We start from the raw sequence: 21,498 nt of genomic DNA on the forward strand, positions 1-21,498 counted from the left end.
GCAGGGGGGACCCTGTGGGAGAGTAGGACGCCGCCGAACAATTATTCCGGGAAAGCCCCGCACCTCTGGTGCGGGGCTTTTCTGCGTTCACGGACAGGTGACAACCGCAGCTCCTCATGGTGAGTGAGTGGTGTGGTTGGCACGGAGTGTTGGATCAGAGCCGGCCGGTTCCCTTGAGGGCCAGGTAGGCATCGGCGAGAGCCGGTGCGAGATGGTCCGGGGTGGCGTCGACAACCACCACGCCATGGCGCTGGAGCTGCTCCGCAGTGCGCTGCCGCTGAGCTTTGGCCTGGGCCGCGGCTGCCGCCTCGTAGACAGCGTCCACCGTGCCCCGGGCCTCGGCCATCTGCTCGATGTGCGGGTCGGCCACGGCAGCCACCAGCACCGTGTGGCGCTGAGTCAACTGGGGGAGGACGGGGAGCAGACCCTCCTCGATCGGAGCCGCGTCCAGGCTGGTGAGGAGCACGAGCAGAGAGCGACGAGGGGCGCTTGTCAGGGCAGCGGCGCTGAGTCCTCGGGCGTCCGTTTCCACCAATTCAGGTTCGAGCGGTGCCATTGCAGTGACCATGGCCGACAGGACTTCACCCGCGGCGCGTCCCTGGACCTGGGCGCGGATGCGGCGGTCATACGCGAGCAGGTCCACACGGTCGCCGGCGCGTGTAGCGAGCGCGGTGAGGAGCAGCGTCGCGTCCATTGCAGCATCGAGGCGGGGCACATCACCGACTCGGCCTGCCGAGGTGCGGCCGGTATCAAGGACGATGAGGATGTGGCGGTCCCGCTCGGGGCGCCACGTACGGACTGCGACGGCCGATTGCCGTGCCGTAGCCCGCCAGTCGATGGAACGGGTGTCGTCTCCGGGGACATAGGCGCGGAGGCTGTCGAACTCCGTGCCTTCGCCGCGGGTGAGGACGCTGGTGCGCCCGTCCAGTTCACGGAGCCTGGCGAGGCGGGACGGCAAGTGCTTGCGGCTGGTGAACGGCGGCAGTACGCGCACCGTCCACGGAACTTGATGACTTCCCTGCCGGGCTGCCAGGCCCAGTGGCCCGTACGAGCGTACGGTGATGCGTTCGGCTCGGCGGTCGCCGCGGCGGGTGGGACGCAGGCGCGTGGTGAGGCGGCGGCGTTCACCTGCCGGGATGTCCAGCCTGTGGCGGGACGCCGCCTGTTCCGTACCTGTGAACCAGCTGCTGGGCGGCCAGGCATCGCGGAGATGCGCGCGCAGGCGCCGACGCGACGCGTTGGTCACGGTCAGTTGCACTTCCGCACCATCACCGAGCCGAACGGTTGTGTCACCGGATCGGGTGAACTGGAGCGTTCGCACTGGCGCGGCCAGAGCGTAGTCGCACAGAATTGCTAGAGAGAGCGGGGCGTTGATCGCGAGCATGCCCGTCCAGCTCGGGGCAAGGAAGCCTACAGGGAGTGACCCCAAGGCGGCGAGCAGCGCTGTTCGTCCGGTGAGGGCCACGGTCACTGCCTCATCGGGGTACGGGGACGTGGGCGAGGACCGCGGTGATGACGGAGTCAGGGGTGACTCCTTCCATCTCCGCCTCAGGGCGCAGGTGGATGCGATGGCGGAGCGTGGGGAGTGCCAGGGCTTTCACGTCGTCCGGGATGACGTAGTCACGGCCGGTCAACCAGGCCCAGGCGCGGGCCGTGGAGAGCAAGGCAGTAGCACCTCGGGGGGAGACCCCGAGAGAGAGCGAGGGGGATTCACGCGTGGCACGACAGATATCGACGACGTAGCCGGCGATCTCGGGGGACACCGTGGTCTTGGCGACCGCGGCGCGGGCGGATTCCAGATCGGCAGGGCCTGCGACGGGGCGTACACCTGCTGAGACCAGGTCGCGGGGGTTGAAGCCGTCGGCATGGCGGGTCAGGACATTGATCTCCTCGTCACGCGACGGCAGTGGCACCGTCAGCTTGAGAAGGAAGCGATCCAGCTGGGCCTCGGGGAGGGGGTACGTGCCCTCGTACTCGACGGGATTCTGAGTGGCCGCGACCAGGAAGGGGTCCGGCAGGAGACGGGGGGTTCCGTCGACGGTGACCTGGCGCTCCTCCATCGCTTCCAGGAGCGATGACTGCGTTTTCGGGGGAGTGCGGTTGATCTCGTCGGCCAGGAGGAGGTTGGTGAAGACCGGGCCTGGCTGGAAGGAGAACTCAGCTGTACGGGCGTCGTAGACCAGAGAGCCGGTGACGTCGCTCGGCATCAGGTCGGGGGTGAACTGGACGCGCTTGGTATCGAGCTCGAGTGAGGCGGCGAGGGCGCGGACCAGCAGGGTCTTGGCCACACCGGGAACGCCTTCCAGGAGGACGTGGCCTCGGCAGAGCAGCGCGACGACGAGGCCGGTGACGGCGGGGTCCTGGCCGACCACGGCCTTGGCGATCTCGGAGCGCAGGGCTTCCAGGGATGCGCGGGCTGCGTCGTCGTTCCCGACGGTCTCGGTTGTCCCGGCGGGCACTGGGGGCGGGGCGCTCATGAAGTGCGTACCTCTCTTTCGAGGATGTCGAGTTGGTCTGCCAGACGGACAAGGGCGGCGTCATCGGCCGGAGCCGTGCCGAACAGCACGGCGTCGAGGCCGCCTTCGATGGTGCTGAGGCGTGCGGAGACGGCGGGAAGAAGCACCGCGGGGGAGTGAGCATTGCGGGGTGAGACCCCGAGGAGCGGGGCGATGCGGGTGCGAGTGGAGGAGCGCAACGAGGAGGCGGCCCGGTCGCGGGCGTTCGCCTTGCGGTAGAGGCGGGCGCGGCCCTCGGTGGATTCGGAGGCGCGAATGGCCACGGGCAGCCGTTCGGTGACCAGGGGGCCCAGACGACGGGCGCGCCAGATGGCGGCGAGCACGGCGGCGACTGCGAGTTGCAGAGTGCCCCACAGCCAGCCCGACGGGATCAGGTCGGCGAAGCTGCGGTCGATGCCGGCCTCGTCACGGCCTGTGCTGTCGCCACTGTCTCCGCCCTTCCCGGCGGTGGAGGGATCAGCGAGCGAGGGGAGGTACCAGACCAGATGTGGGCGGGAGCCGAGAAGTTGCAGGGCCAGGGAGGCGTTGCCCTGGCTGTCGAGACGGCTGTTGTAGAGGAAGTCCGCGGAGCCGAGAACGGTGGTGTCGCCGGAGGCCTGCTCCTGGACCACGAGCAGGGTGGGGAGACCCCCGCTGGGGTAGCAGGCGAGGCTTTCGAGGCCGTCCGCGGTGTAGCGGAAGCCTCCAGTGTCGGCGGTTCCCGCGCTGTGGGCTGCGGGCAGCAAGCACTGCGGTGCATGAGGGGCAACCGGTCCGGTGGACGTCGTGCGGACCCCGGGGACCAGTGTGTCCACGGACGGGGGACCTGGCGCGAGGAGGACGGTGCGGCCGGCCGAGTCGGAGGTCGCGGCGCGGAGCTTGCGCTGCTGGCCCGGTGTCAGCAGATCGGGAGTGGTGACGAGCAGGGTCGTGTCCGGGCCGACCGCGGTGGTGGCCTCCTCGAGTGTGGTGGCCACCTGTACGGAGACGCCGCGGTCCTTGAGGAGTTCGGCGACGGCCCGGCTTCCGTGCTGATCGGCCGAGCGGGGGTCGAGTCGGCCGTGCTGGGCACCGGAGTGTGCAGTGGCCAGGACGATTCCGGCTGCTATGAGAAGGAGAAGAGCAAGCAGCAGGCCGCGGGTGCGGGTCCAGACCTGGCGCGGGGTGGGGGAGACCGAGGTAGGGGGCGCGGCGGAGGTGGCAGTGGGCGCGGTCATTCGGCCGCTCCCTGGGCCGGGGCGGTCAGCAGGGGCTTGGCGTTTTCGAGGTCGAGGTCAAGGTCCCGCACCGTCAGATACGCCTGCCGGTCGGTGTTCCGGCCGCCGTACGTGATGGCGTCGAACTCCCGGGCGGCGGCGCGGAGGGGCAGCGCGTGCGCCGGCAGCGAGTGGCCTGCCTCGGTGGCGGCCTCGTCGGCGGTGCGGCCGGGGCGGGGGTCGAGCAGGGCGCGTTCCTCCAGCGAGCGGACGATGGCGCGCATGCGTTCCTGGACGGCCTCGTCCCAGCGGTGGGCGGCAGCGTATGTCTCGGCGGCGGTCCGGTGTTCGGCGGCGCTGCGGGGGCCGTCGTCGAACAGGGCGTCGGCGGGGCGGGCGGTGCGTTGCGGGGTGCCCAGCCGCCACCAGAGGGCGGCGGCCAGACCGATGACGACCAGCACGAGGACGATCAGCCCGAGCGGTCCGCCGGGTGCGGTGTTCGAGGCTGCTGAGAAGAGATCGCCGAGCCACGTCCAGAGGCGGTCGAGACCGCGCTGGAGGAGGTTCGGGTCGTTCTCGTGGTACATCGGTTTGGACAGTTCGTGCCTCGCCGCCTCGCGGGCGGGCACGCGTGGAGTGTCCACCGGTATGTCGCTGCTCGCGTGGATCAGCAGTCGTGCTGTTGTCGCGCCCCCCGCCCCCGACACGGCATCAGCTCCTGGTGTCGTAGCCGGGCAGGCCTGCGGCCCGGGCGAGTTCGAGGTCGAGTGCCTCGCGACGGATGCGCTGGTCCACGTAGAGCAGGGCCATCACACCGGCGGAGAGTGGGTAGGTGATCGTCGAGATGATCACCTTGCCGATACCGGAGATGATCAGGAACGGCCAGCCGAAGTCGGTGGGCTTCCCGGTGAGGAACGCTCCCATCCCGTCGCCGTCCATGATGATCGCGATGATGCCGAACGGCATCGCGATCATCATGGTCACGATGAGTGTCAGCAGCCAGGTGAGGATCAGGATGCCGAACGTCCGCCACCAGGCGCCGCGTACCAGTTTCGCGGAGCGGCGCATCGAGACGGTGATCGACTGCCGCTCCAGCATCAGTGCCGGCGAGGCGAGGCAGAAGCGGACCATCAGCCAGATGATGACGGCGGTGGCTGCCAGGAATCCGAGGAGGGCGAGAGCGACGCCGGCGGTGGAGCCGATCAGCACGCCCGGGAGCACGCCCACCGCCATGATGGCGGCGGTCATCAGGGTCAGGAGCAGGGTCAGGCCGAGCAGCTGAAGGAGGCGCGGTCGGGCCTCGGTCCACGCTTCGGAGAGCGTGACGGAACGGCCCACCACCGAGCGGCTGATCACGATGGTGAGCACGGAGGTGGTGAAGAGCGTCGCGATCAGGGTGACGAGCGTCGACGGCGCGCTGTAGATCAGGCTCGACTGCACGGAGTCGGCGGCCTGGCGGAGTGCCTCCGCGCCGGTTGCGTTCGGGTCGACCGAGGCGGGTTCCGGCAGCAGATAGCGCTGCACGAGGACGATCGCGACCTGGGCGATGACGGAGACGGTGAGGGTGATGCCGAGAACCGTGCGCCAGTGGGCGCGCATCGTGGACACCGCACCGTCGAGGATCTCTCCGACGCCGAGCGGGCGGAGCGGGATGACCCCGGGCTTCGCGGCAGCGGGCGGCTGAGCCCAGCCGACTGCCTGCGGCCTGCCGCCCCAGCCGGGGGCGGGTGGCGGTGCGCCGGGGCCCTTGCCGGAGGGGCCCGGCGGGGACCACTGCCCTGCCGGCGGTTGCATGGAAGACCAGTTTCCCGCAGGGCCGCTGCCGTCGATGGGCGCGGAAGGCCGGGGGACGCCCGCCTCCTGGCCGTCGGAGGGGGCGGATCCGGGCGAGGCCCAGCCCGGAGTGTCATTCATTCTCGCTCCTTCACGGTCCTGTCCGCTCATCGGGGCGGCAGGTTGGCAGCCATCGTGCCACGCGTTGCTCCGGTACGGGCCGGGTGCTCCATCACCGTCCTACCTTCATGTGTGGGCGGCTCAGCGTGCAGACTGGGCGGATGGCTGATCAGGACGCGCAATCGCCGGTGGGCATCGAGCCTTCGGCGCTTCCCTCCATCCGCTGGGCCGAGCCCCCGGAAGGTCCCGCAGTGGCGGTTCTCGACCAGACGCGGTTGCCCGCCGAGGAGGCCGAGCTGCTGTGTACGGATGTGCCGGCACTGGTGCGGGCCATTCAGACGCTGGCCGTGCGCGGGGCACCGCTGCTGGGCATTGCGGGGGCTTACGGGGTCGCTCTGGCCGCGGCCCGGGGCGATGACATGGCAGAGGCGTCTGGGCTGTTGGAGCGGGCGCGGCCCACCGCGGTGAACCTCGGGTACGGGGTGCGGCGCGCGGCGCGGGCGTACTGGGCGGCGCTGGACAAGGGCGAGGATGCGCAGCGGGTGGCCTCGGTGGCCTTGGCGGAGGCCGAGGCGCTGCACCGGGAGGATGCCGAGGCCAGCCGGCGCATGGCGCAGTACGGGCTCGCGCTCCTCGAAGAGCTGCTGCCCGGTGGCGGGCATCAGCTTCTGACCCACTGCAATTCGGGGGCGCTCGTCTCGGGCGGTGAGGGCACGGCTTTTGCTGTGGCGCTCGGGGCGCACCGGGCGGGACGGTTGCGACGACTCTGGGTGGACGAGACGCGGCCGCTGCTTCAGGGGGCCCGGCTGACCGCGTACGAGGCGGCGCGCCACGGGATGGCGTACAGCTTGCTCACGGACAATGCCGCGGGTTCGCTGTTCGCCGCGGGGGAGGTGGATGCCGTGCTCATCGGGGCTGATCGCATTGCTGCGGACGGGTCCGTGGCCAACAAGGTCGGGAGTTATCCGCTGGCGGTGCTTGCCAAATACCACCGCGTGCCGTTCATTGTGGTGGCGCCGACCACAACCGTGGATCTGCAGACCCCGGACGGGGCATCGGTCATCGTGGAGCAGCGCCCCGGGTGGGAAGTGACGGAGCTCACATCGTCCCGGATCGGGGCGGGTGGGGAAGCGGGCGGACTGCCTGTCGCACCGCTGGGAACCCAGGCGTACAACCCCGCATTCGACATCACGCCGCCGGAACTGATCACGGCGATCGTCACGGAGGAGGGTGCAGTTTCCCCGGTCACGGGGGTCGGACTGGCAGAGCTGTGTGCCAGATCATCGCAGGTAACGATTAGCTAATGGGATGATGTCGATTATGAAGGGACGCGTCCTTGTCGTCGACGACGACACCGCACTGGCCGAGATGCTCGGGATTGTGCTGCGTGGTGAAGGGTTCGAGCCGTCGTTCGTAGCGGACGGCGACAAGGCACTTGCCGCATTTCGAGAGGCCAAGCCGGACCTGGTCCTGCTCGATCTCATGCTGCCCGGACGGGACGGCATCGAGGTCTGCAGGTTGATCAGGGCCGAGTCGGGTGTGCCGATCGTCATGCTCACTGCCAAGAGCGACACCGTCGATGTGGTGGTGGGCCTGGAGTCAGGGGCCGACGACTACATCGTCAAGCCGTTCAAACCTAAGGAGTTGGTTGCCCGGATCAGGGCACGTCTGCGCAGGTCCGAGGAGCCGGCACCGGAACAGCTGACCATCGGGGACCTGGTCATCGATGTGGCCGGTCACTCGGTGAAGCGGGACGGGCAGTCGATCGCCCTGACCCCGCTGGAGTTCGACCTGCTGGTCGCGCTCGCCCGCAAGCCGTGGCAGGTCTTCACCCGTGAGGTGCTGCTCGAGCAGGTGTGGGGATACCGCCACGCCGCCGACACCCGGCTGGTGAATGTGCATGTCCAGCGGCTGCGTTCCAAGGTCGAGAAGGACCCGGAACGGCCGGAGATCGTGGTGACCGTCCGAGGCGTCGGCTACAAGGCCGGACCGAGCTGACGTGTCCCTGGGTAGCGCTGCCCCGAAGCCCGGGGAGCCGGGAGTCCGTACGGGGCGGGCTACCGGTTCCGGACACAGGACGTCCACGTTCGGACGTCTTCTGCAGGGCGGCCGGTTGTTCCACGACCGGGCGCCCGGCGGTCCTGTGCCGCGACTGCTGATGCGCTGGGTGCGGCGTCCGCTGCTGCCCGCCGTCCGGCTGTGGCGGCGCAACCTGCAGCTGCGGGTCGTCGCGGGCACGCTGCTCATGTCTCTCGGTGTCGTGCTGCTGCTCGGCCTGGTCGTGATCGGGCAGGTCCGCAACGGCCTGCTCGACGCGAAGGGCAAGGCTGCCCAGACGCAGGCCGCCGGCGGTTTCGCGGCGGCCCAGGACAAGGCGAATGCTCCGCTCGCCCCCGATGGGCAGGACGGTGACGCCGGGGACGGCGCGACCGCCAACAACTCGTGGCGGACGGAGCTCGTCGACCAGCTCGCCAGCGGTGGCAAGAACGCCTTCAACGTGGTGGCGCTCAGCGCCGACGAGGGCAGCCGTGCGCCGCGCGGCTCGGGCAGTGTCGAAGCGGCCAGCATTCCGCAGAGCCTGCGGGAGGCGGTGGACAAGGGGCCCGGCGCGTTCCAGACGTACTCCGTGATCCGGTATGCGAACGGGCAGGAGTCGCAGCCCGGGCTTGTCGTCGGCAAGCGTCTCTACGACATCGACCACAACCCGTACCAGCTCTACTACCTCTTCCCGCTGACGCAGGAGGAGAAGTCTCTCACCCTGGTCAAGGGCACGCTGGCGACCGCAGGACTGTTCGTGGTCGTGCTGCTCGGCGCCATCGCCTGGTTCGTGGTGCGGCAGGTCGTCACCCCCGTACGGATGGCTGCGGGGATCGCCGAGCGGCTCTCCGCAGGCAGGCTCCAGGAGCGCATGAAGGTCACCGGCGAGGACGACATCGCCCGGCTCGGTGAGGCCTTCAACAAGATGGCCCAGAACCTTCAGCTGAAGATCCAGCAGCTGGAGGAGCTCTCCCGGATGCAGCGACGCTTCGTCTCGGACGTCTCGCACGAGCTGCGGACGCCGCTCACGACCGTCCGGATGGCCGCCGATGTCATCCATGAGGCACGCGTCGACTTCGATCCGGTGACCGCGCGCTCCGCTGAACTGCTCGGCGATCAGCTCGACCGGTTCGAGTCGCTGCTCTCCGACCTGCTGGAGATCAGCCGGTTCGATGCGGGTGCCGCGGCGCTGGAGGCCGAACCGATCGACCTGCGGCAGGTCGTCCGGCGCGTGATCGGCGGCGCCGAGCCGCTCGCCGACCGCAAGGGCACCCGGATCCGGGTGGTCGGCGACGAGCAGCCGGTGATCGCGGAGGCCGACGCGCGGCGGGTCGAGCGCGTGCTGCGCAATCTGGTCGTCAATGCCGTCGAGCACGGTGAGGGCCGGGATGTCGTGGTGCGCATGGGGGTGGCCGGAGGCGCGGTCGCGGTCGCAGTCCGGGACTACGGCGTGGGACTCAAGCCCGGCGAGGCGACCCGGGTCTTCAACCGGTTCTGGCGTGCCGACCCCGCGCGGGCACGGACGACCGGCGGCACCGGTCTCGGACTGTCGATCGCCGTCGAGGACGCCCGGCTGCACGGCGGCTGGCTGCAGGCATGGGGCGAGCCGGGCGGCGGTTCGCAGTTCCGGCTGACGCTGCCGCGTACGGCGGACGAGCCGCTGCGCGGCTCCCCGATACCGCTGGAGCCCGAGGACTCGCGACGCAACCGGGAGAACCGGGAGCTGCCCACGGACGTCGGTACGACCGGGAGCGAGCACCGGCTCACGACGGTGTCGACCCAGCCGGGCAGCCCGGACCGTTCGCCGCTGCCCGTACCCGCGCGTGCCCCCGCGGCGCCCCGGACGGCGCCGGCGTCGGTGAATCCGGCCGCCCTGCCGGGCAACGGCGCCCGTGTGGTCGCCCGCCCCGCCGAGAACCGGCCGGGCGACACCATCGACTCTGCTGCGCAGGACCCGGAGCGGGAGGACACGACTCGTGGGAGCTGACCGTCGTGAGGGCGGCCGTGGACGTGCGGTGGGGATGATCGCTCTGCTGGGATGCGGCGTCGTGCTGCTGTCGGCGTGCGGCTCGATGCCCGTCACCGGGGACATCAAGTCGGTCGACGCCTCGCAGCCCGGTGAATCCCAGGTACAGGTGTACGCGGTGGCGCCCCGCGAAAACGCCACTCCGGGTGAGGTGGTCGACGGCTTCCTGGAGTCCATGACCAGTGACGACCCCGGCTTCCGGACGACCCGGAAGTACCTGACGAAGGAGGCGTCGCGCACCTGGAAGCCGAGCGCGTTCACCACGGTGCTCTCCAAGGCGCCGAACCGGAGCGAGCACCCGGTCCGCGACAGCGACCGGAGCAGCACGGAGCTCACCTTCACGCTGACCGGCGAGAAGGTGGCGACGGTCGACGCGCAGAGCGCCTACCAGCCCGTCGCGCCGACGGGCTTCAACCGGAGCCTGCACATGGTGCGGCAGAACGGCAGCAAGGAGTGGCGTATCGACTTCGTGCCGGACGGCCTGCTGCTCGGTCAGTCCGACTTCAAGCGGCTCTACCGCTCCGTCAACAAGTACTACTTCGCCACCGGGTCGGCGGCAGGTCAGTCGACGCTGGTCGCCGACCCTGTCTATGTGCGCAACCGGACGGATCCGATCACGGGGATGGACACCGTGACACAGACGGTCCGCAGTCTCGTCGAGGGACCGACCAACTGGCTGCGGCCGGTGGTCGATTCCCGCTTCCCCATCGGTACGGTCCTGCGCAAGGGCGTCACCGCGCTGGCGCCCGACGACCGCAGCGTACTGAAGGTTCCGCTCAACAAGAAGGCGGACGGAGTCGGGCAGCGCTCCTGCCGCATGATGGCCTCTCAGGTGCTGTACACCGTGCGCGATCTGACGTCCGCCCGGGTCGAGCAGGTCGAGCTGCAGCGGTCCGACGGTTCGTCGCTCTGTGTCCTGGGTTCGGACCAGGCGGAGGAGTTCGCTCCGGACGGTTCCTCGGGTGGCCCCGACAGCCAGTACTTCGTCGATGACAAGGGGCATGTCCAGCGCATCCCCGGGAGCACCAAAGGCAGCGGTGATCCGGAGCCGGTGGCCGGCCCGCTCGGTGACGGACCGGAGCCGATGAGCACGGTCGGCGTGGCCCGCGACGAGCAGCTGGCGGCGGCGGTCTCGCGGAACAGCGCGTCTCTGTACGTCGCCTCCGTCGTTTCGGGCGGCGAGCTTCCCGGGCCCGCCGTGACCAGCGAGGCGAAGAAGCCGGAGGACCGGTTGTCGGCGCCGAGTTGGGACGGGCGGGGTGATCTCTGGGTGGCGGACCGGAATCCGGATGATCGCCGCCTGTTGCGGCTGCCCGGCGGTACGGGCGAGCCGTCGAACGTCGCGGTGCCGGACCTGGGCGGCGCGCGGATCGAGGCGCTGCGGCTGTCGGCGGACGGTGTCCGGATCGCGTTGCTGCTGACCGAGGACGGCCACACCACGCTGAAGATCGGCCGGATCGAGCGCCAGGGGGGTCCGGACACCCGGCAGGGCGTCTCCGTCGTGGAGCTGCGGAAGGCCGCGCCGCAGCTGGCGGACGTGACCGCGATGTCCTGGTCGGGCCGGAGCCGCCTCGTGGTGGTCGGCAAGGAGCAGGGCGGCGTACAGCAGGTGCGCTATGTCCAGGTGGACGGTTCGGCACCGGCGTCGGGTGTGCTGCCCGGGGCGAATCAGGTGTCGTCGGTCGCGGCGGCGGACGACGAGCAGCTGCCGCTGATGGCGGACACCGAGGACGACGGGATAGTGAAGCTGTCGCCGGGGGACAACTGGCAGACGGTGCTCAAGAAGGGCTCGTCGCTGGTCTATCCGGGTTGAGCTCCGGTCCGGGGAGTCCCCGGACCAACGGTGCCGGGTGCCCGGGACCAACCCTGATCGCGCGGTGACGGGCGCTCCCTTTCGTCCGGTTCGGCTGCGTTTTCCACAGGGGTGGCCAGGTTCGTGCTGCGGGCGCACAGTGGTGTCATGCGGGGGTGGTGGCGGGAGATCGCCGGGCTGATCCTGCCTGTGGCCTGCAGTGGCTGCGGCGGACCGCGGGCGGAGCTGTGTGAGGACTGCCGGGCGGCGCTTCACGGAGCGGTGCCGCGACGGGTGAGGCCCGTGCCGGAGCCGGCCGGGCTGCCGGTGGTGCATGCGGCCGCGGCGTACGAGAACGCGGTACGGGCGACGCTCCTGGCCCACAAGGAGCGTGGCGCACTAGGACTGTCGCGGGAGCTCGGCAGGGCGCTGGCGGGTGCGGTAAGGGCCGGGACGGGGCAGGTGGGTGGTCGGCCGGGACCGCTGTTGCTCGTGCCGGTGCCGTCGGCGCGGCGGGCGGTGGCGGCGCGCGGGCACGATCCGACGCGCAGGATCGCGCTGTCGGCCGCGGGCGAGTTGCGGCGCGGTGGCGTGCGGGTGCAGGTGGCATCCGTGCTGCGGCAACGGCGGGCGGTGGTCGATCAGTCGGGGCTCGGTGCCCGGCAGCGGCAGGAGAATCTGGCGGGCGCGCTGGAGGTGGTGGCCGGTGGTGAGCGGCTGCTTGCGACCGAACGGGTGGTGCTTGTGGACGACCTTCTGACGACCGGGGCCTCGCTGGCCGAGGCGGCACGCGCGCTCGACGCGGCGGGCCTGCGCGAAGGCAAGGGTCCTGGAATGCGGCAGGCGGCCGTTGTCGCAGCATCTCCGTCCGCCTTCGAAATGAACCGGAACTGCCAATGAACTTTCATCGTTGCAGGTAGTGAGTGGGCAAAGACCCCTGAACGGAGGTACGTGCGGGTAGCGGGTGCCGACATCCGGCCGAGCAGGCTATGTTCGGTGGTGAGGAATGGTGAATGCCGGACCTCGACGAATGCACCCCCAGGTTTCGGGCAGGTAACTCACCGGTAGCCCAGAAGCTGAAAAGTCGGTGGGGTGGAGACTTCCCGGATGGGGGAGGAGGAGGTCGAAGCCACCGAGTCCGCGGCTCCGGCGATCACCGGAGCCTGGTGCAAAAGGGAGATGCTCCGCCGCCGGGCGGAGCGATCCGGGAACGGAGTTCTGCGTGGACATCGTCGTCAAGGGCCGCAAGACCGAGGTGCCCGAGCGGTTCCGCAAGCACGTGGCCGAGAAGCTGAAGCTGGACAAGATCCAGAAGTTCGACGGCAAGGTGATCAGCCTCGACGTCGAGGTGTCCAAGGAGCCAAACCCCCGTCAGGCCGACCGTTCCGACCGGGTGGAGATCACGCTTCGCTCGCGGGGACCGGTCATTCGTGCGGAAGCGGCCGCAGCCGACCCCTACGCAGCGCTGGACCTGGCCACCGGCAAGCTGGAGGCGCGGCTGCGCAAGCAGCACGACAAGCGCTACAGCCGCCGGGGCAACGGCCGGATTCCCGCTGCCGAAGTCGCCGAGACCGTGCCGGGTGCGGCGTCGTTCAACAGTGAGGGTGACCTGGCCGGCGAGGGCGCGGCACAGTCCGTACCCACCACCAGGATCGGCTCGCTCGAGGTGCAGGGCGAAGGGCCGCTGGTGATGCGCGAAAAGACGCACGTCGCGGCACCGATGCTGCTCGATCAGGCGCTCTACGAGATGGAGCTGGTCGGGCACGACTTCTATCTGTTCGTCGATGCCGAGACGAAGGAACCCAGTGTCGTCTACCGGCGGCATGCCTACGACTACGGTGTCATTCATCTGAGGACCGACCCGCTGGCCGCCGACGAGGCGGGCGGCGCAGGCGGTGCGCTCGGCGGCTGACGCCCCGCATCGGTGGTGCCCCTGGGGGCGCAATCACGCCACCAGGGGCACCCGAGTGGGACCACAGGACCACCGCTCTGACGTCCAGGCATGGAATCATGACGTCCCAAGCCAATCGGTGCTCCGTGAACTGCCGTTGGCGGACAGTTTGTGAACTTCAGGCCGTGGCCTTCAGGGGGAGGAACGATGGCGGACACCTTCGGGCCCGTGCGCGATGCGAATGATGCCGACGACACTGCCTGTGCCGATATCGGCGCGGACGCGGAGAGTTCCCGCAAGGAGCCGATCCGCGTCCTGGTGGTGGATGACCATGCGCTCTTCCGCAGAGGTCTGGAAATCGTCCTCGCCCAGGAGGAGGACATCCAGGTCGTCGGCGAGGCGGGTGACGGGGCGGAGGCCGTCGACAAGGCAGCCGACCTGCTGCCCGACATCGTGCTGATGGACGTACGGATGCCCAGGCGCGGCGGCATCGAGGCCTGCACCTCCATCAAGGAGGTGGCCCCCAGCGCGAAGATCATCATGCTGACGATCAGTGACGAGGAGGCCGACCTCTACGACGCGATCAAGGCGGGTGCCACCGGCTATCTCCTCAAGGAGATCTCCACCGACGAGGTGGCCACGGCGATCCGTGCGGTCGCCGACGGGCAGTCCCAGATCAGCCCGTCCATGGCGTCCAAACTGCTCACCGAATTCAAGTCGATGATCCAGCGGACCGACGAGCGCAGGCTGGTGCCGGCGCCGCGGCTCACCGACCGGGAGCTCGAAGTCCTCAAACTGGTTGCCACGGGCATGAACAATCGCGATATCGCGAAGGAACTGTTCATTTCCGAGAACACCGTGAAGAACCACGTCCGCAACATTCTGGAGAAGCTGCAGCTGCACTCCAGAATGGAAGCAGTGGTCTATGCCATGCGGGAGAAGATCCTGGAGATCAGGTGAATCGGGTACGCCGGTACAGCCGGGTCAGCCGAGGGCGCGGGCGACTTCCTGGCTGAGCGCCTCGCGGAGCTCCGGTGCGTCCACCCGTTCCACCCGGACCGCCGTGCAGCCGACCCAGGACGCCGCCTCCACGAGCGCCTCGGCCATCGGCGCCACGGCCTTCCTGCCTGCCAGGGACACCTGCCGAGCGACCAGAGTCGTGCCCTCGCGCGCCGGATCGACCCGGCCCTGGAGCTTTCCGCCCGCCAGCAGCGGCATCGCGAAATAGCCATGGATCCGCTTGGGCCTGGGGACGTACGCCTCCAGGCGGTGGGTGAAGCCGAAGATCCGCTCCGTCCGTGCCCGCTCCCAGATCAGTGAGTCGAACGGCGACAGCAGCGTCGTACGGTGCCGTCCGCGCGGCTCCGCAGCCAGCGCCGCCGGGTCGGCCCAGGCGGGCTTCGCCCAGCCCTCCACCGTCACCGGCACCAGCCCGGAGTCCGCCACCACCGCGTCGAACTGCTCGGCCTTCAGCCGGTGGTAGTCGGCGATGTCCGCACGGGTGCCGACCCCCAGGGACTGCCCGGCGAGTGCGACCAGCCGGCGCAGACATTCCGTGTCGTCCAGATCGTCATGCAGCACGGCATCGGGCAGCGCACGCTCCGCGAGGTCGTACACCCGCTTCCAGCCGCGCCGCTCGGTGCACACCACTTCGCCGTACATCAGGGCCCGCTCGACGGCGACCTTCGACGCCGACCAGTCCCACCACTCCCCGCCGTTCTTCGCTCCGCCCAGCTCCGTCGCCGTCAGCGGTCCCTCGGCGTGCAGCTGTTTGATCACCGTGTCGTACGCACCGTCGGGCAGATCGTGGTTCCACTGCGGGCGCGCGCGGTAGGAGCGGCGGCGGAACGCGAAGTGCGGCCACTCCTCGACCGGCAGGATGCACGCCGCATGCGACCAGTACTCGAAGGTGCGGCCACCCGACCAATACGCGTCCTCGACCGTGCGCCGGCCGACGGCGCCGAGGCGCGCGTACGGAATCAGCTCGTGCGAACGGGCCAGCACCGAGATCGTGTCGAGCTGTACGGCGCCGAGGTGCCGCAGCACGCCCGGCACCCCCGCCCGGCGGTCCGGTGCCCCGAGGAAGCCCTGGGCGCGCAGGGCGATCCTGCGTGCCTGGTCGGCGGAGAGTTCGGCAGCGGGAGGCGGCACAGGCGTCATGGGCCGAACCCTAGGGGGTCGCACTGACATTCGTTCACGGAGCGGTGGACCGGCCCGTGCGGCCGGAGGCGGGGGCGCCGGCCGGGGACTTCGTCGGCAGATACGGGTGGACGCCCGGCAGGCCCAGGTCGGACGGGAGCAGTGCACCGACCCAGGTGTCCCGCCGCACGCCCTTGTTCAGCAGTCCCGAGCGCTGACCGCCCTCCAGGCGGAAGCCCGCCCGCTGCGCCACGGCCCGCGAGGGCACGTTGCCGACCTCGGCCCGCCACTCCAGCCGGTCCCCGCCGAGCGCGGTGAACGTCCAGTGGGCGGCAGCCCGTACCGCCTCCGTCGTATAGCCGAGACCGCGGTGCTCCTTCGCCGTCCAGAACCCCACCTCGTACGTGCCCGGCAGCGTGCGCCGGTCGATGCCGAGCGCACCGGTCATCACCCCGCCGTCGCGCCGCACCACCGCGAAGTTGTACATGGAGTCGTCCTGCCAGCCGCTTTGGGACAGCTTCTCCGTGAAGAGTTCGGCATCGGCCCGGCTGTACGGGGAGGGGACGACCGTCCAGCGCTGGATGTCCGGGTCCTGACAGGCGGCGTACACCTCGTCCGCGTCGCTCCGGCGAAAGGGGCGCAGCAGCAGACGTTCGGTGGTGAGAGTGATCGGCTCCATGTACGGATTCTGGTGACGTGCCGACGGTGATGCGACCAGTTTTCGCGCTTTCCGGCACCTTCCGAGTCCTCCATCCGTTGACTCGAAAGGGCACAGCGGGCTCAACGCGGCGGCAGCCCTCCCGGCGCGGCGGGGTCCTCGCTTACGATGGCCGTTGCGGTGGGGCTCACCTGCCGTGCCCGTGCCAGCGTCCATCACACGACCCAGTGCCAGGCCCGACCGGCAAGGAGACCAGCCTCAGTGTCCGTCTTCAACAAGCTCATGCGTGCAGGCGAAGGCAAGATCCTGCGCAAACTGCACCGCATCGCGGACCAGGTCAGCTCCATCGAAGAGGACTTCGTCAACCTCTCCGACGCCGAGCTGCGGGCGCTCACCGACGAGTACAAGGAACGGTACGCGGACGGCGAGAGCCTGGACGACCTGCTCCCCGAGGCATTCGCGACGGTCCGTGAGGCCGCCAAGCGAGTACTCGGACAGCGCCACTACGACGTCCAGATGATGGGTGGCGCGGCGCTGCACCTCGGCTATGTGGCCGAGATGAAGACCGGTGAGGGCAAAACCCTCGTCGGCACCCTGCCCGCGTATCTCAACGCACTCTCCGGCAAGGGCGTGCACCTGATCACGGTCAATGACTATCTGGCCGAGCGCGACTCCGAGATGATGGGCCGGGTCCACAAGTTCCTGGGCCTGTCCGTCGGCTGCATCCTCGCGAACATGACGCCGGCCCAGCGACGTGAGCAGTACGCCTGCGACATCACGTACGGCACGAACAACGAGTTCGGCTTCGACTACCTTCGCGACAACATGGCGTGGTCCGCGGACGAGCTCGTCCAGCGCGGCCACAACTTCGCGGTGGTCGACGAGGTCGACTCGATCCTCGTCGACGAGGCCCGCACGCCGCTGATCATCTCCGGCCCGGCGGATCAGGCGACCAAGTGGTACGGCGACTTCGCCAAGCTGGTCACGCGCCTCAAGAAGGGCGAGGCGGGCAACCCGCTCAAGGGCATCGAGGAGACCGGCGACTACGAGGTCGACGAGAAGAAGCGGACCGTCGCGATCCATGAGCCCGGTGTCGCGAAGGTCGAGGACTGGCTCGGTATCGACAACCTCTACGAGTCGGTGAACACCCCGCTCGTCGGATACCTCAACAACGCCATCAAGGCCAAGGAACTCTTCAAGAAGGACAAGGACTACGTCGTCATCGACGGCGAAGTCATGATCGTCGACGAGCACACCGGCCGTATTCTCGCCGGCCGCCGCTACAACGAGGGCATGCACCAGGCGATCGAGGCGAAGGAAGGGGTGGACATCAAGGACGAGAACCAGACCCTCGCCACGATCACCCTGCAGAACTTCTTCCGCCTTTACGGCAAGCTGTCAGGCATGACCGGCACGGCGATGACCGAGGCCGCCGAGTTCCACCAGATCTACAAGCTCGGCGTCGTGCCGATCCCGACGAACCGGCCGATGGTCCGCGCCGACCAGTCGGACCTGATCTACCGGACCGAGGTCGCGAAGTTCGCCGCGGTCGTCGACGACATCGCCGAGAAGCACGAGAAGGGCCAGCCGATCCTGGTCGGCACCACCTCGGTCGAGAAGTCCGAGTACCTTTCGCAGCAGCTCTCCAAGCGCGGTGTGCAGCACGAGGTCCTCAACGCCAAGCAGCACGACCGTGAGGCGACGATCGTCGCCCAGGCCGGCCGCAAGGGCGCGGTCACGGTCGCGACGAACATGGCCGGCCGCGGTACGGACATCAAGCTCGGCGGCAACCCCGACGACCTGGCCGAGGCGGAGCTGCGCCAGCGTGGTCTCGACCCCGTCGAGCACGTCGAGGAGTGGGCGGCCGCGCTGCCCGCCGCGCTGGAGAAGGCCGAGCTGGCAGTCAGGGCGGAGTTCGAAGAGGTCAAGGAACTCGGCGGGCTGTACGTCCTCGGTACGGAGCGGCACGAGTCGCGGCGTATCGACAACCAGCTGCGCGGTCGTTCCGGTCGTCAGGGCGACCCCGGCGAGTCCCGCTTCTACCTGTCGCTCGGCGACGACCTGATGCGACTGTTCAAGGCGCAGATGGTCGAGCGAGTGATGTCGATGGCGAACGTGCCGGACGACGTGCCGATCGAGAACAAGATGGTGACGCGGGCGATCGCGTCGGCGCAGTCGCAGGTCGAGCAGCAGAACTTCGAGACGCGTAAGAACGTCCTGAAGTACGACGAGGTGCTCAACCGGCAGCGCGAGGTCATCTACGGCGAGCGCCGTCGCGTCCTGGAGGGCGAGGACCTGCAGGAGCAGATCCGCCACTTCATGGACGACACCATCGACGACTACATCCGGCAGGAGACCGCCGAAGGCTTCGCCGAGGAGTGGGACCTCGACCGGCTGTGGAGCGCGTTCAGGCAGCTCTACCCGGTGAAGGTCAGCGTCGAAGAGCTGGAGGACGCGGCCGGGGACCGGGCCGGGATCACCGCCGAGTTCATCGGGGAGTCCATCAAGGACGACATCCACGAGCAGTACGACGAGCGCGAGAAGCAGCTCGGCTCGGACATCATGCGTGAGCTGGAGCGGCGCGTCGTGCTGTCCGTCCTGGACCGCAAGTGGCGTGAGCACCTCTACGAGATGGACTACCTCCAGGAGGGCATCGGCCTGCGGGCCATGGCGCAGAAGGACCCGCTGGTCGAGTACCAGCGCGAGGGCTTCGACATGTTCAACGCCATGATGGAGGGCATCAAGGAGGAGTCCGTCGGCTACCTGTTCAACCTGGAGGTCCAGGTCGAGCAGCAGGTCGAGGAGGTTCCGGTGCAGGATGCGGCCGAGCGGACCTCGCTGGCCAAGGAGGACGCCACGGTTCCGGCCACGGCGCGTCCGGAGATCCGCGCCAAGGGGCTCGACGCTCCGCAGCGGCCGGACCGGCTGCACTTCTCCGCTCCCACGGTGGACGGGGAGGGCGGTGTCGTCGAGGGCGACTTCGCCAACGGTGACGGTGGGGCCGGGTCGGAGTCGGACGGGCTCACCCGGGCGGAGCGGCGCAAGGCGCAGAAGAGCGGTGGCGGGGGGCGGCGCCGCAAGAAGTAGGTGCGGCTGCGCCTGCGTCTCGCGGGCGTGAGTTCGCTTTGTACGGCGGCTGGGGCCGGGCACCGAGGGGTGTCCGGCCCCAGCCGTGTGCGGGGGCGGGCTGAGGCGCCGGGGTCGCCCGGCGGCCGCTCTGTCCTCACGCGCCGGACGGGCCCGAAGGGCCTGCCGGTGCAAGCCCCCCGCGGGGGCCGGGGCCTGTCCTCGAACGCCGGAAGGGCGTGAAGCGCCGGACGGGCTCGGGGATCGCTGCTGAGGTCGCGCCGTGCCGCGAACGGTGGGTGCCGGGGGCTCTCAGCTGCCGGACTTGGTGCCGCCCAGCTCTACCGCTGAGCAGCGCCAGCGGAGGTCCGGGCCCTGTTCCAGGCGGAAGGCCATGGCGCGTACCTCTTCGCCCGCCGCGATGCTCGCGCACGCTTCCACCACTCCCGGTGCGGGCTGGGCGCCGTGGCAGCGGCGTACCACCGGGCGGGCCCCGCGGGCCCTGAGCGGGGTTGCCGGGGCCAGCTCGGCCAATTGGTCGTAGGCCTCGCCGATCGTGTGGCCGAGCATCCAGTGGACCGGTCGCTGGCCGCTGAGAACCGCGAGGAGGCGTTCCGCGAACCAGTGGTGCGGGCGCATTCGCTGCGCTGTCCGGCGACGCTGCTCCGGTACGGCTTCGGGCCTGCGCTGGTCGTGACGTCCGGCGGGCCGGGTCCTGTTCACGCTCATCGTTCATTGCCCCCGTTGATCCGAGGCCCGGTTGTCTACCGGGCAGTAACTTCTGCTGGGGATCTTCTACGGCGGCGGCGTACGCGGCCGCAAGCACCGTCGGGGCGCCGGGCGCGGTCCCAGAGGTTCACCTATCCGGGTGACTGGCGTGGTGCCGCAAGGTGCGTGGGGGCGGTGTGGGGGGTGAATTGTGTGCGTGGGGTGGACGGGCCGGAGGCCCTACCCGTAACCCCGATGGGGGACGTCGCACGTATCCTGAGAGCGTCTTCCGACTACGAAAGCGGCCAGCCATGCGCGTGTACGTCCCCCTGACCCTCTCCGGTCTCGCAGCGGCGCACCGGGCGGGCGAGGTCGGCCCCGGTCCGCTGACCGCGTACGCGGTCACTCCCGCGCTCCGCGAGTGGTACGTCTCCGACGACATCGAGGAGCTGGAGTACGCGGCGCTCAACCGGGCGGCGTCCGCCTCGTTGCGGATGATCGCCGGGGACCCGGGTGCCGTGCGCAGGCGCGTGGTCGTCGCCGTCGACGTACCGGACGGGGAAGCCGTCGCCGACCCCGACCACAGCCTCGATCCGTCGTCGCTCGGTGAGGTGCGGATCGCGTCCGCGGTGGCGCTGAAGAAGGCGGCCGCAGTGCATGTCGACGCGGACGACGCGGCGAAGGACGTAGCGGCGGCCGCCGCGGTGCTCGGCGCGGCGGACCTCGGGGACGACGACGCGCAGTTCACCGTGGACGGTGCCGAGGACCACGAACTGCTCTGGTTCGGGGTGCAGGAGATTCCCAACCTGATCGGCTGACCCGTACCTGACCGGCTGACCCGTTGTCGTACCCGGCAGGTACTTTCTATCCATGGGGACGCACGGGAAGCACCGCACGCATCTGGTCTGGGACTGGAACGGCACACTGCTCGACGACAACGACGCGGTTGTCGGCGCGACGAATGCCGCGTTCGCCGAGGTCGGCCTGGAGCCGCTCACACTGGAGCAGTACCGGGAGATGTACTGCATCCCGATCCCCCGCTTCTACGAGCGGCTGATGGGCCGGCTGCCCACCGAGGCCGAGTGGGAGCGGATGGACGGGATCTTCCACCGGTACTACACCGAGCAGCGGGTCGCCTGCGGGCTGACCGCGGGGGCCGCGGAGCTGCTGGCGCAGTGGCAGCTCGCCGGGCGCAGCCAGTCGCTCCTGAGCATGTATGTCCACGAGCAGCTGGTGCCGGTGGTCCGGGGGTACGGGATCGAGCGGCACTTCACGCGGGTCGACGGCCGCACCGGGCCGTCCGGCGGCCGCAAGGCGCAGCACATGGAGCGGCACCTTGCCGCTCTGGACGGGATATCGCCCGAGCACACGGTGGTCATCGGCGACGCGGTGGACGACGCGCTGGCCGCGGCACATGTCGGTGCGGGGGCGGTGCTCTATACCGGGGGGTCGCACAGCCGGGCCAGCCTGGAGGCGGCCGGCGTGCCGGTGGTGGACAGCCTGGCCGAGGCGGTGGAGCTTGCCGAGCAGATGACCGGCCGAGGGGCGCCCGGAGGGGTCCGGCGGGGTCCGGCGGGAGGCTGAGGGGGTTCTTCGA

18 protein-coding genes are annotated in these 21,498 nt (G+C 69.7%); 10 read left to right on the forward strand and 8 right to left on the reverse strand.

What is annotated here, in order from left to right:
• Positions 1 to 154: 154 nt before the first annotated feature.
• The 5 genes from ACGFSA_RS27020 to ACGFSA_RS27040 are packed head-to-tail and all read right to left on the reverse strand — an operon-like array spanning position 155 to position 5,605.
• Positions 155 to 1,465, reverse strand: coding sequence for a DUF58 domain-containing protein (locus tag ACGFSA_RS27020; RefSeq protein ID WP_393308541.1), 1,311 nt, complete (start codon positions 1,463 to 1,465; stop codon positions 155 to 157).
• A 10-nt stretch (positions 1,466 to 1,475) separates the two neighbouring features.
• Positions 1,476 to 2,477, reverse strand: coding sequence for a MoxR family ATPase (locus ACGFSA_RS27025; protein WP_266984982.1), 1,002 nt, complete (start codon positions 2,475 to 2,477; stop codon positions 1,476 to 1,478).
• On the reverse strand, positions 2,474 to 3,712 hold the full coding sequence (locus ACGFSA_RS27030) for a DUF4350 domain-containing protein (RefSeq protein ID WP_393308480.1): 1,239 nt from the start codon (positions 3,710 to 3,712) through the stop codon (positions 2,474 to 2,476). Before ACGFSA_RS27030 ends, ACGFSA_RS27025 begins: the two co-directional genes overlap by 4 nt.
• On the reverse strand, positions 3,709 to 4,398 hold the full coding sequence (locus ACGFSA_RS27035; RefSeq protein ID WP_393308482.1) for a DUF4129 domain-containing protein: 690 nt from the start codon (positions 4,396 to 4,398) through the stop codon (positions 3,709 to 3,711). Before ACGFSA_RS27035 ends, ACGFSA_RS27030 begins: the two co-directional genes overlap by 4 nt.
• Before the next feature lie 4 nt (positions 4,399 to 4,402).
• Complete coding sequence (locus ACGFSA_RS27040; protein ID WP_393308484.1) at positions 4,403 to 5,605, reverse strand: hypothetical protein; 1,203 nt, start codon at positions 5,603 to 5,605, stop codon at positions 4,403 to 4,405.
• A 140-nt stretch (positions 5,606 to 5,745) separates the two neighbouring features.
• Here ACGFSA_RS27040 and mtnA point away from each other — a divergent pair, with 140 nt between their 5' ends.
• From mtnA to ACGFSA_RS27075, 7 genes are all read left to right on the forward strand, one after another.
• A complete protein-coding gene (gene mtnA / locus ACGFSA_RS27045; protein WP_393308486.1) occupies positions 5,746 to 6,888 on the forward strand; it encodes an S-methyl-5-thioribose-1-phosphate isomerase in 1,143 nt (380 codons plus the stop codon).
• 4 nt (positions 6,889 to 6,892) lie between these two features.
• On the forward strand, positions 6,893 to 7,582 hold the full coding sequence (gene mtrA, locus ACGFSA_RS27050) for a two-component system response regulator MtrA (protein WP_187740742.1): 690 nt from the start codon (positions 6,893 to 6,895) through the stop codon (positions 7,580 to 7,582).
• Position 7,583: 1 nt separating this feature from the next.
• Positions 7,584 to 9,608, forward strand: coding sequence for an MtrAB system histidine kinase MtrB (gene mtrB, locus ACGFSA_RS27055; RefSeq protein WP_393308490.1), 2,025 nt, complete (start codon positions 7,584 to 7,586; stop codon positions 9,606 to 9,608).
• A 34-nt stretch (positions 9,609 to 9,642) separates the two neighbouring features.
• Positions 9,643 to 11,460 carry an LpqB family beta-propeller domain-containing protein gene (locus tag ACGFSA_RS27060; RefSeq protein ID WP_393308543.1) on the forward strand — a complete coding sequence of 606 codons (1,818 nt, stop codon included), beginning with the start codon at positions 9,643 to 9,645 and terminating at the stop codon, positions 11,458 to 11,460.
• Between the two features lie 147 nt (positions 11,461 to 11,607).
• Positions 11,608 to 12,339 (forward strand): ComF family protein, encoded by a 732-nt coding sequence (locus ACGFSA_RS27065; RefSeq protein WP_393308492.1) that lies wholly within the window; start codon positions 11,608 to 11,610, stop codon positions 12,337 to 12,339.
• 322 nt (positions 12,340 to 12,661) lie between these two features.
• On the forward strand, positions 12,662 to 13,351 hold the full coding sequence (gene hpf / locus ACGFSA_RS27070; protein ID WP_366138174.1) for a ribosome hibernation-promoting factor, HPF/YfiA family: 690 nt from the start codon (positions 12,662 to 12,664) through the stop codon (positions 13,349 to 13,351).
• 186 nt (positions 13,352 to 13,537) lie between these two features.
• Positions 13,538 to 14,290 (forward strand): response regulator, encoded by a 753-nt coding sequence (locus ACGFSA_RS27075; protein ID WP_393308494.1) that lies wholly within the window; start codon positions 13,538 to 13,540, stop codon positions 14,288 to 14,290.
• 24 nt (positions 14,291 to 14,314) lie between these two features.
• Here the strand turns inward: ACGFSA_RS27075 and ACGFSA_RS27080 are convergent, their stop codons facing one another.
• Both ACGFSA_RS27080 and ACGFSA_RS27085 read right to left on the reverse strand, forming a co-directional pair.
• A complete protein-coding gene (locus ACGFSA_RS27080) occupies positions 14,315 to 15,490 on the reverse strand; it encodes a winged helix-turn-helix domain-containing protein (RefSeq protein ID WP_393308496.1) in 1,176 nt (391 codons plus the stop codon).
• A 34-nt stretch (positions 15,491 to 15,524) separates the two neighbouring features.
• A complete protein-coding gene (locus ACGFSA_RS27085) occupies positions 15,525 to 16,148 on the reverse strand; it encodes a GNAT family N-acetyltransferase (RefSeq protein ID WP_393308498.1) in 624 nt (207 codons plus the stop codon).
• A gap of 240 nt (positions 16,149 to 16,388) precedes the next feature.
• Here ACGFSA_RS27085 and secA point away from each other — a divergent pair, with 240 nt between their 5' ends.
• Positions 16,389 to 19,214 carry a preprotein translocase subunit SecA gene (secA, locus tag ACGFSA_RS27090; RefSeq protein ID WP_393308501.1) on the forward strand — a complete coding sequence of 942 codons (2,826 nt, stop codon included), beginning with the start codon at positions 16,389 to 16,391 and terminating at the stop codon, positions 19,212 to 19,214.
• A 291-nt stretch (positions 19,215 to 19,505) separates the two neighbouring features.
• On the opposite strand, the gene ACGFSA_RS27095 is transcribed toward secA, so the two are convergent.
• Entirely contained in the window at positions 19,506 to 19,922 is a 417-nt protein-coding gene (locus tag ACGFSA_RS27095; protein ID WP_393308504.1) for an Rv3235 family protein, read from the reverse strand.
• Between the two features lie 290 nt (positions 19,923 to 20,212).
• On the opposite strand from ACGFSA_RS27095, the gene ACGFSA_RS27100 reads away from it, so the two are divergent.
• Together ACGFSA_RS27100 and ACGFSA_RS27105 are read left to right on the forward strand one after the other, a co-directional pair.
• A complete protein-coding gene (locus ACGFSA_RS27100; RefSeq protein ID WP_393308506.1) occupies positions 20,213 to 20,719 on the forward strand; it encodes a DUF6912 family protein in 507 nt (168 codons plus the stop codon).
• Between the two features lie 52 nt (positions 20,720 to 20,771).
• Positions 20,772 to 21,485, forward strand: a complete 714-nt coding sequence (locus tag ACGFSA_RS27105; protein ID WP_393308508.1) for an HAD family hydrolase — start codon at positions 20,772 to 20,774, stop codon at positions 21,483 to 21,485.
• Positions 21,486 to 21,498: the final 13 nt, after the last annotated feature.

The sequence above is a fragment of the Streptomyces sp. NPDC048496 genome (assembly GCF_043200055.1).
In the GTDB taxonomy this organism is placed as follows: domain Bacteria; phylum Actinomycetota; class Actinomycetes; order Streptomycetales; family Streptomycetaceae; genus Streptomyces.

What these genes read in the sequence shown, in the direction of transcription:
- ACGFSA_RS27025 (WP_266984982.1), bottom strand. Translation starts at nt 2,477, where the DNA reads ATGAGCGCCCCGCCCCCAGTGCCCGCCGGGACAACCGAGACCGTCGGG.
- ACGFSA_RS27030 (WP_393308480.1), bottom strand. Translation starts at nt 3,712, where the DNA reads ATGACCGCGCCCACTGCCACCTCCGCCGCGCCCCCTACCTCGGTCTCC.
- ACGFSA_RS27040 (WP_393308484.1), bottom strand. Translation starts at nt 5,605, where the DNA reads ATGAATGACACTCCGGGCTGGGCCTCGCCCGGATCCGCCCCCTCCGAC.
- mtnA (WP_393308486.1), top strand. Translation starts at nt 5,746, where the DNA reads ATGGCTGATCAGGACGCGCAATCGCCGGTGGGCATCGAGCCTTCGGCG.
- mtrA (WP_187740742.1), top strand. Translation starts at nt 6,893, where the DNA reads ATGATGTCGATTATGAAGGGACGCGTCCTTGTCGTCGACGACGACACC.
- ACGFSA_RS27060 (WP_393308543.1), top strand. Translation starts at nt 9,643, where the DNA reads ATGATCGCTCTGCTGGGATGCGGCGTCGTGCTGCTGTCGGCGTGCGGC.
- ACGFSA_RS27065 (WP_393308492.1), top strand. Translation starts at nt 11,608, where the DNA reads ATGCGGGGGTGGTGGCGGGAGATCGCCGGGCTGATCCTGCCTGTGGCC.
- ACGFSA_RS27075 (WP_393308494.1), top strand. Translation starts at nt 13,538, where the DNA reads ATGGCGGACACCTTCGGGCCCGTGCGCGATGCGAATGATGCCGACGAC.
- ACGFSA_RS27080 (WP_393308496.1), bottom strand. Translation starts at nt 15,490, where the DNA reads ATGACGCCTGTGCCGCCTCCCGCTGCCGAACTCTCCGCCGACCAGGCA.
- ACGFSA_RS27085 (WP_393308498.1), bottom strand. Translation starts at nt 16,148, where the DNA reads ATGGAGCCGATCACTCTCACCACCGAACGTCTGCTGCTGCGCCCCTTT.
- ACGFSA_RS27095 (WP_393308504.1), bottom strand. Translation starts at nt 19,922, where the DNA reads ATGAGCGTGAACAGGACCCGGCCCGCCGGACGTCACGACCAGCGCAGG.
- ACGFSA_RS27100 (WP_393308506.1), top strand. Translation starts at nt 20,213, where the DNA reads ATGCGCGTGTACGTCCCCCTGACCCTCTCCGGTCTCGCAGCGGCGCAC.
- ACGFSA_RS27105 (WP_393308508.1), top strand. Translation starts at nt 20,772, where the DNA reads ATGGGGACGCACGGGAAGCACCGCACGCATCTGGTCTGGGACTGGAAC.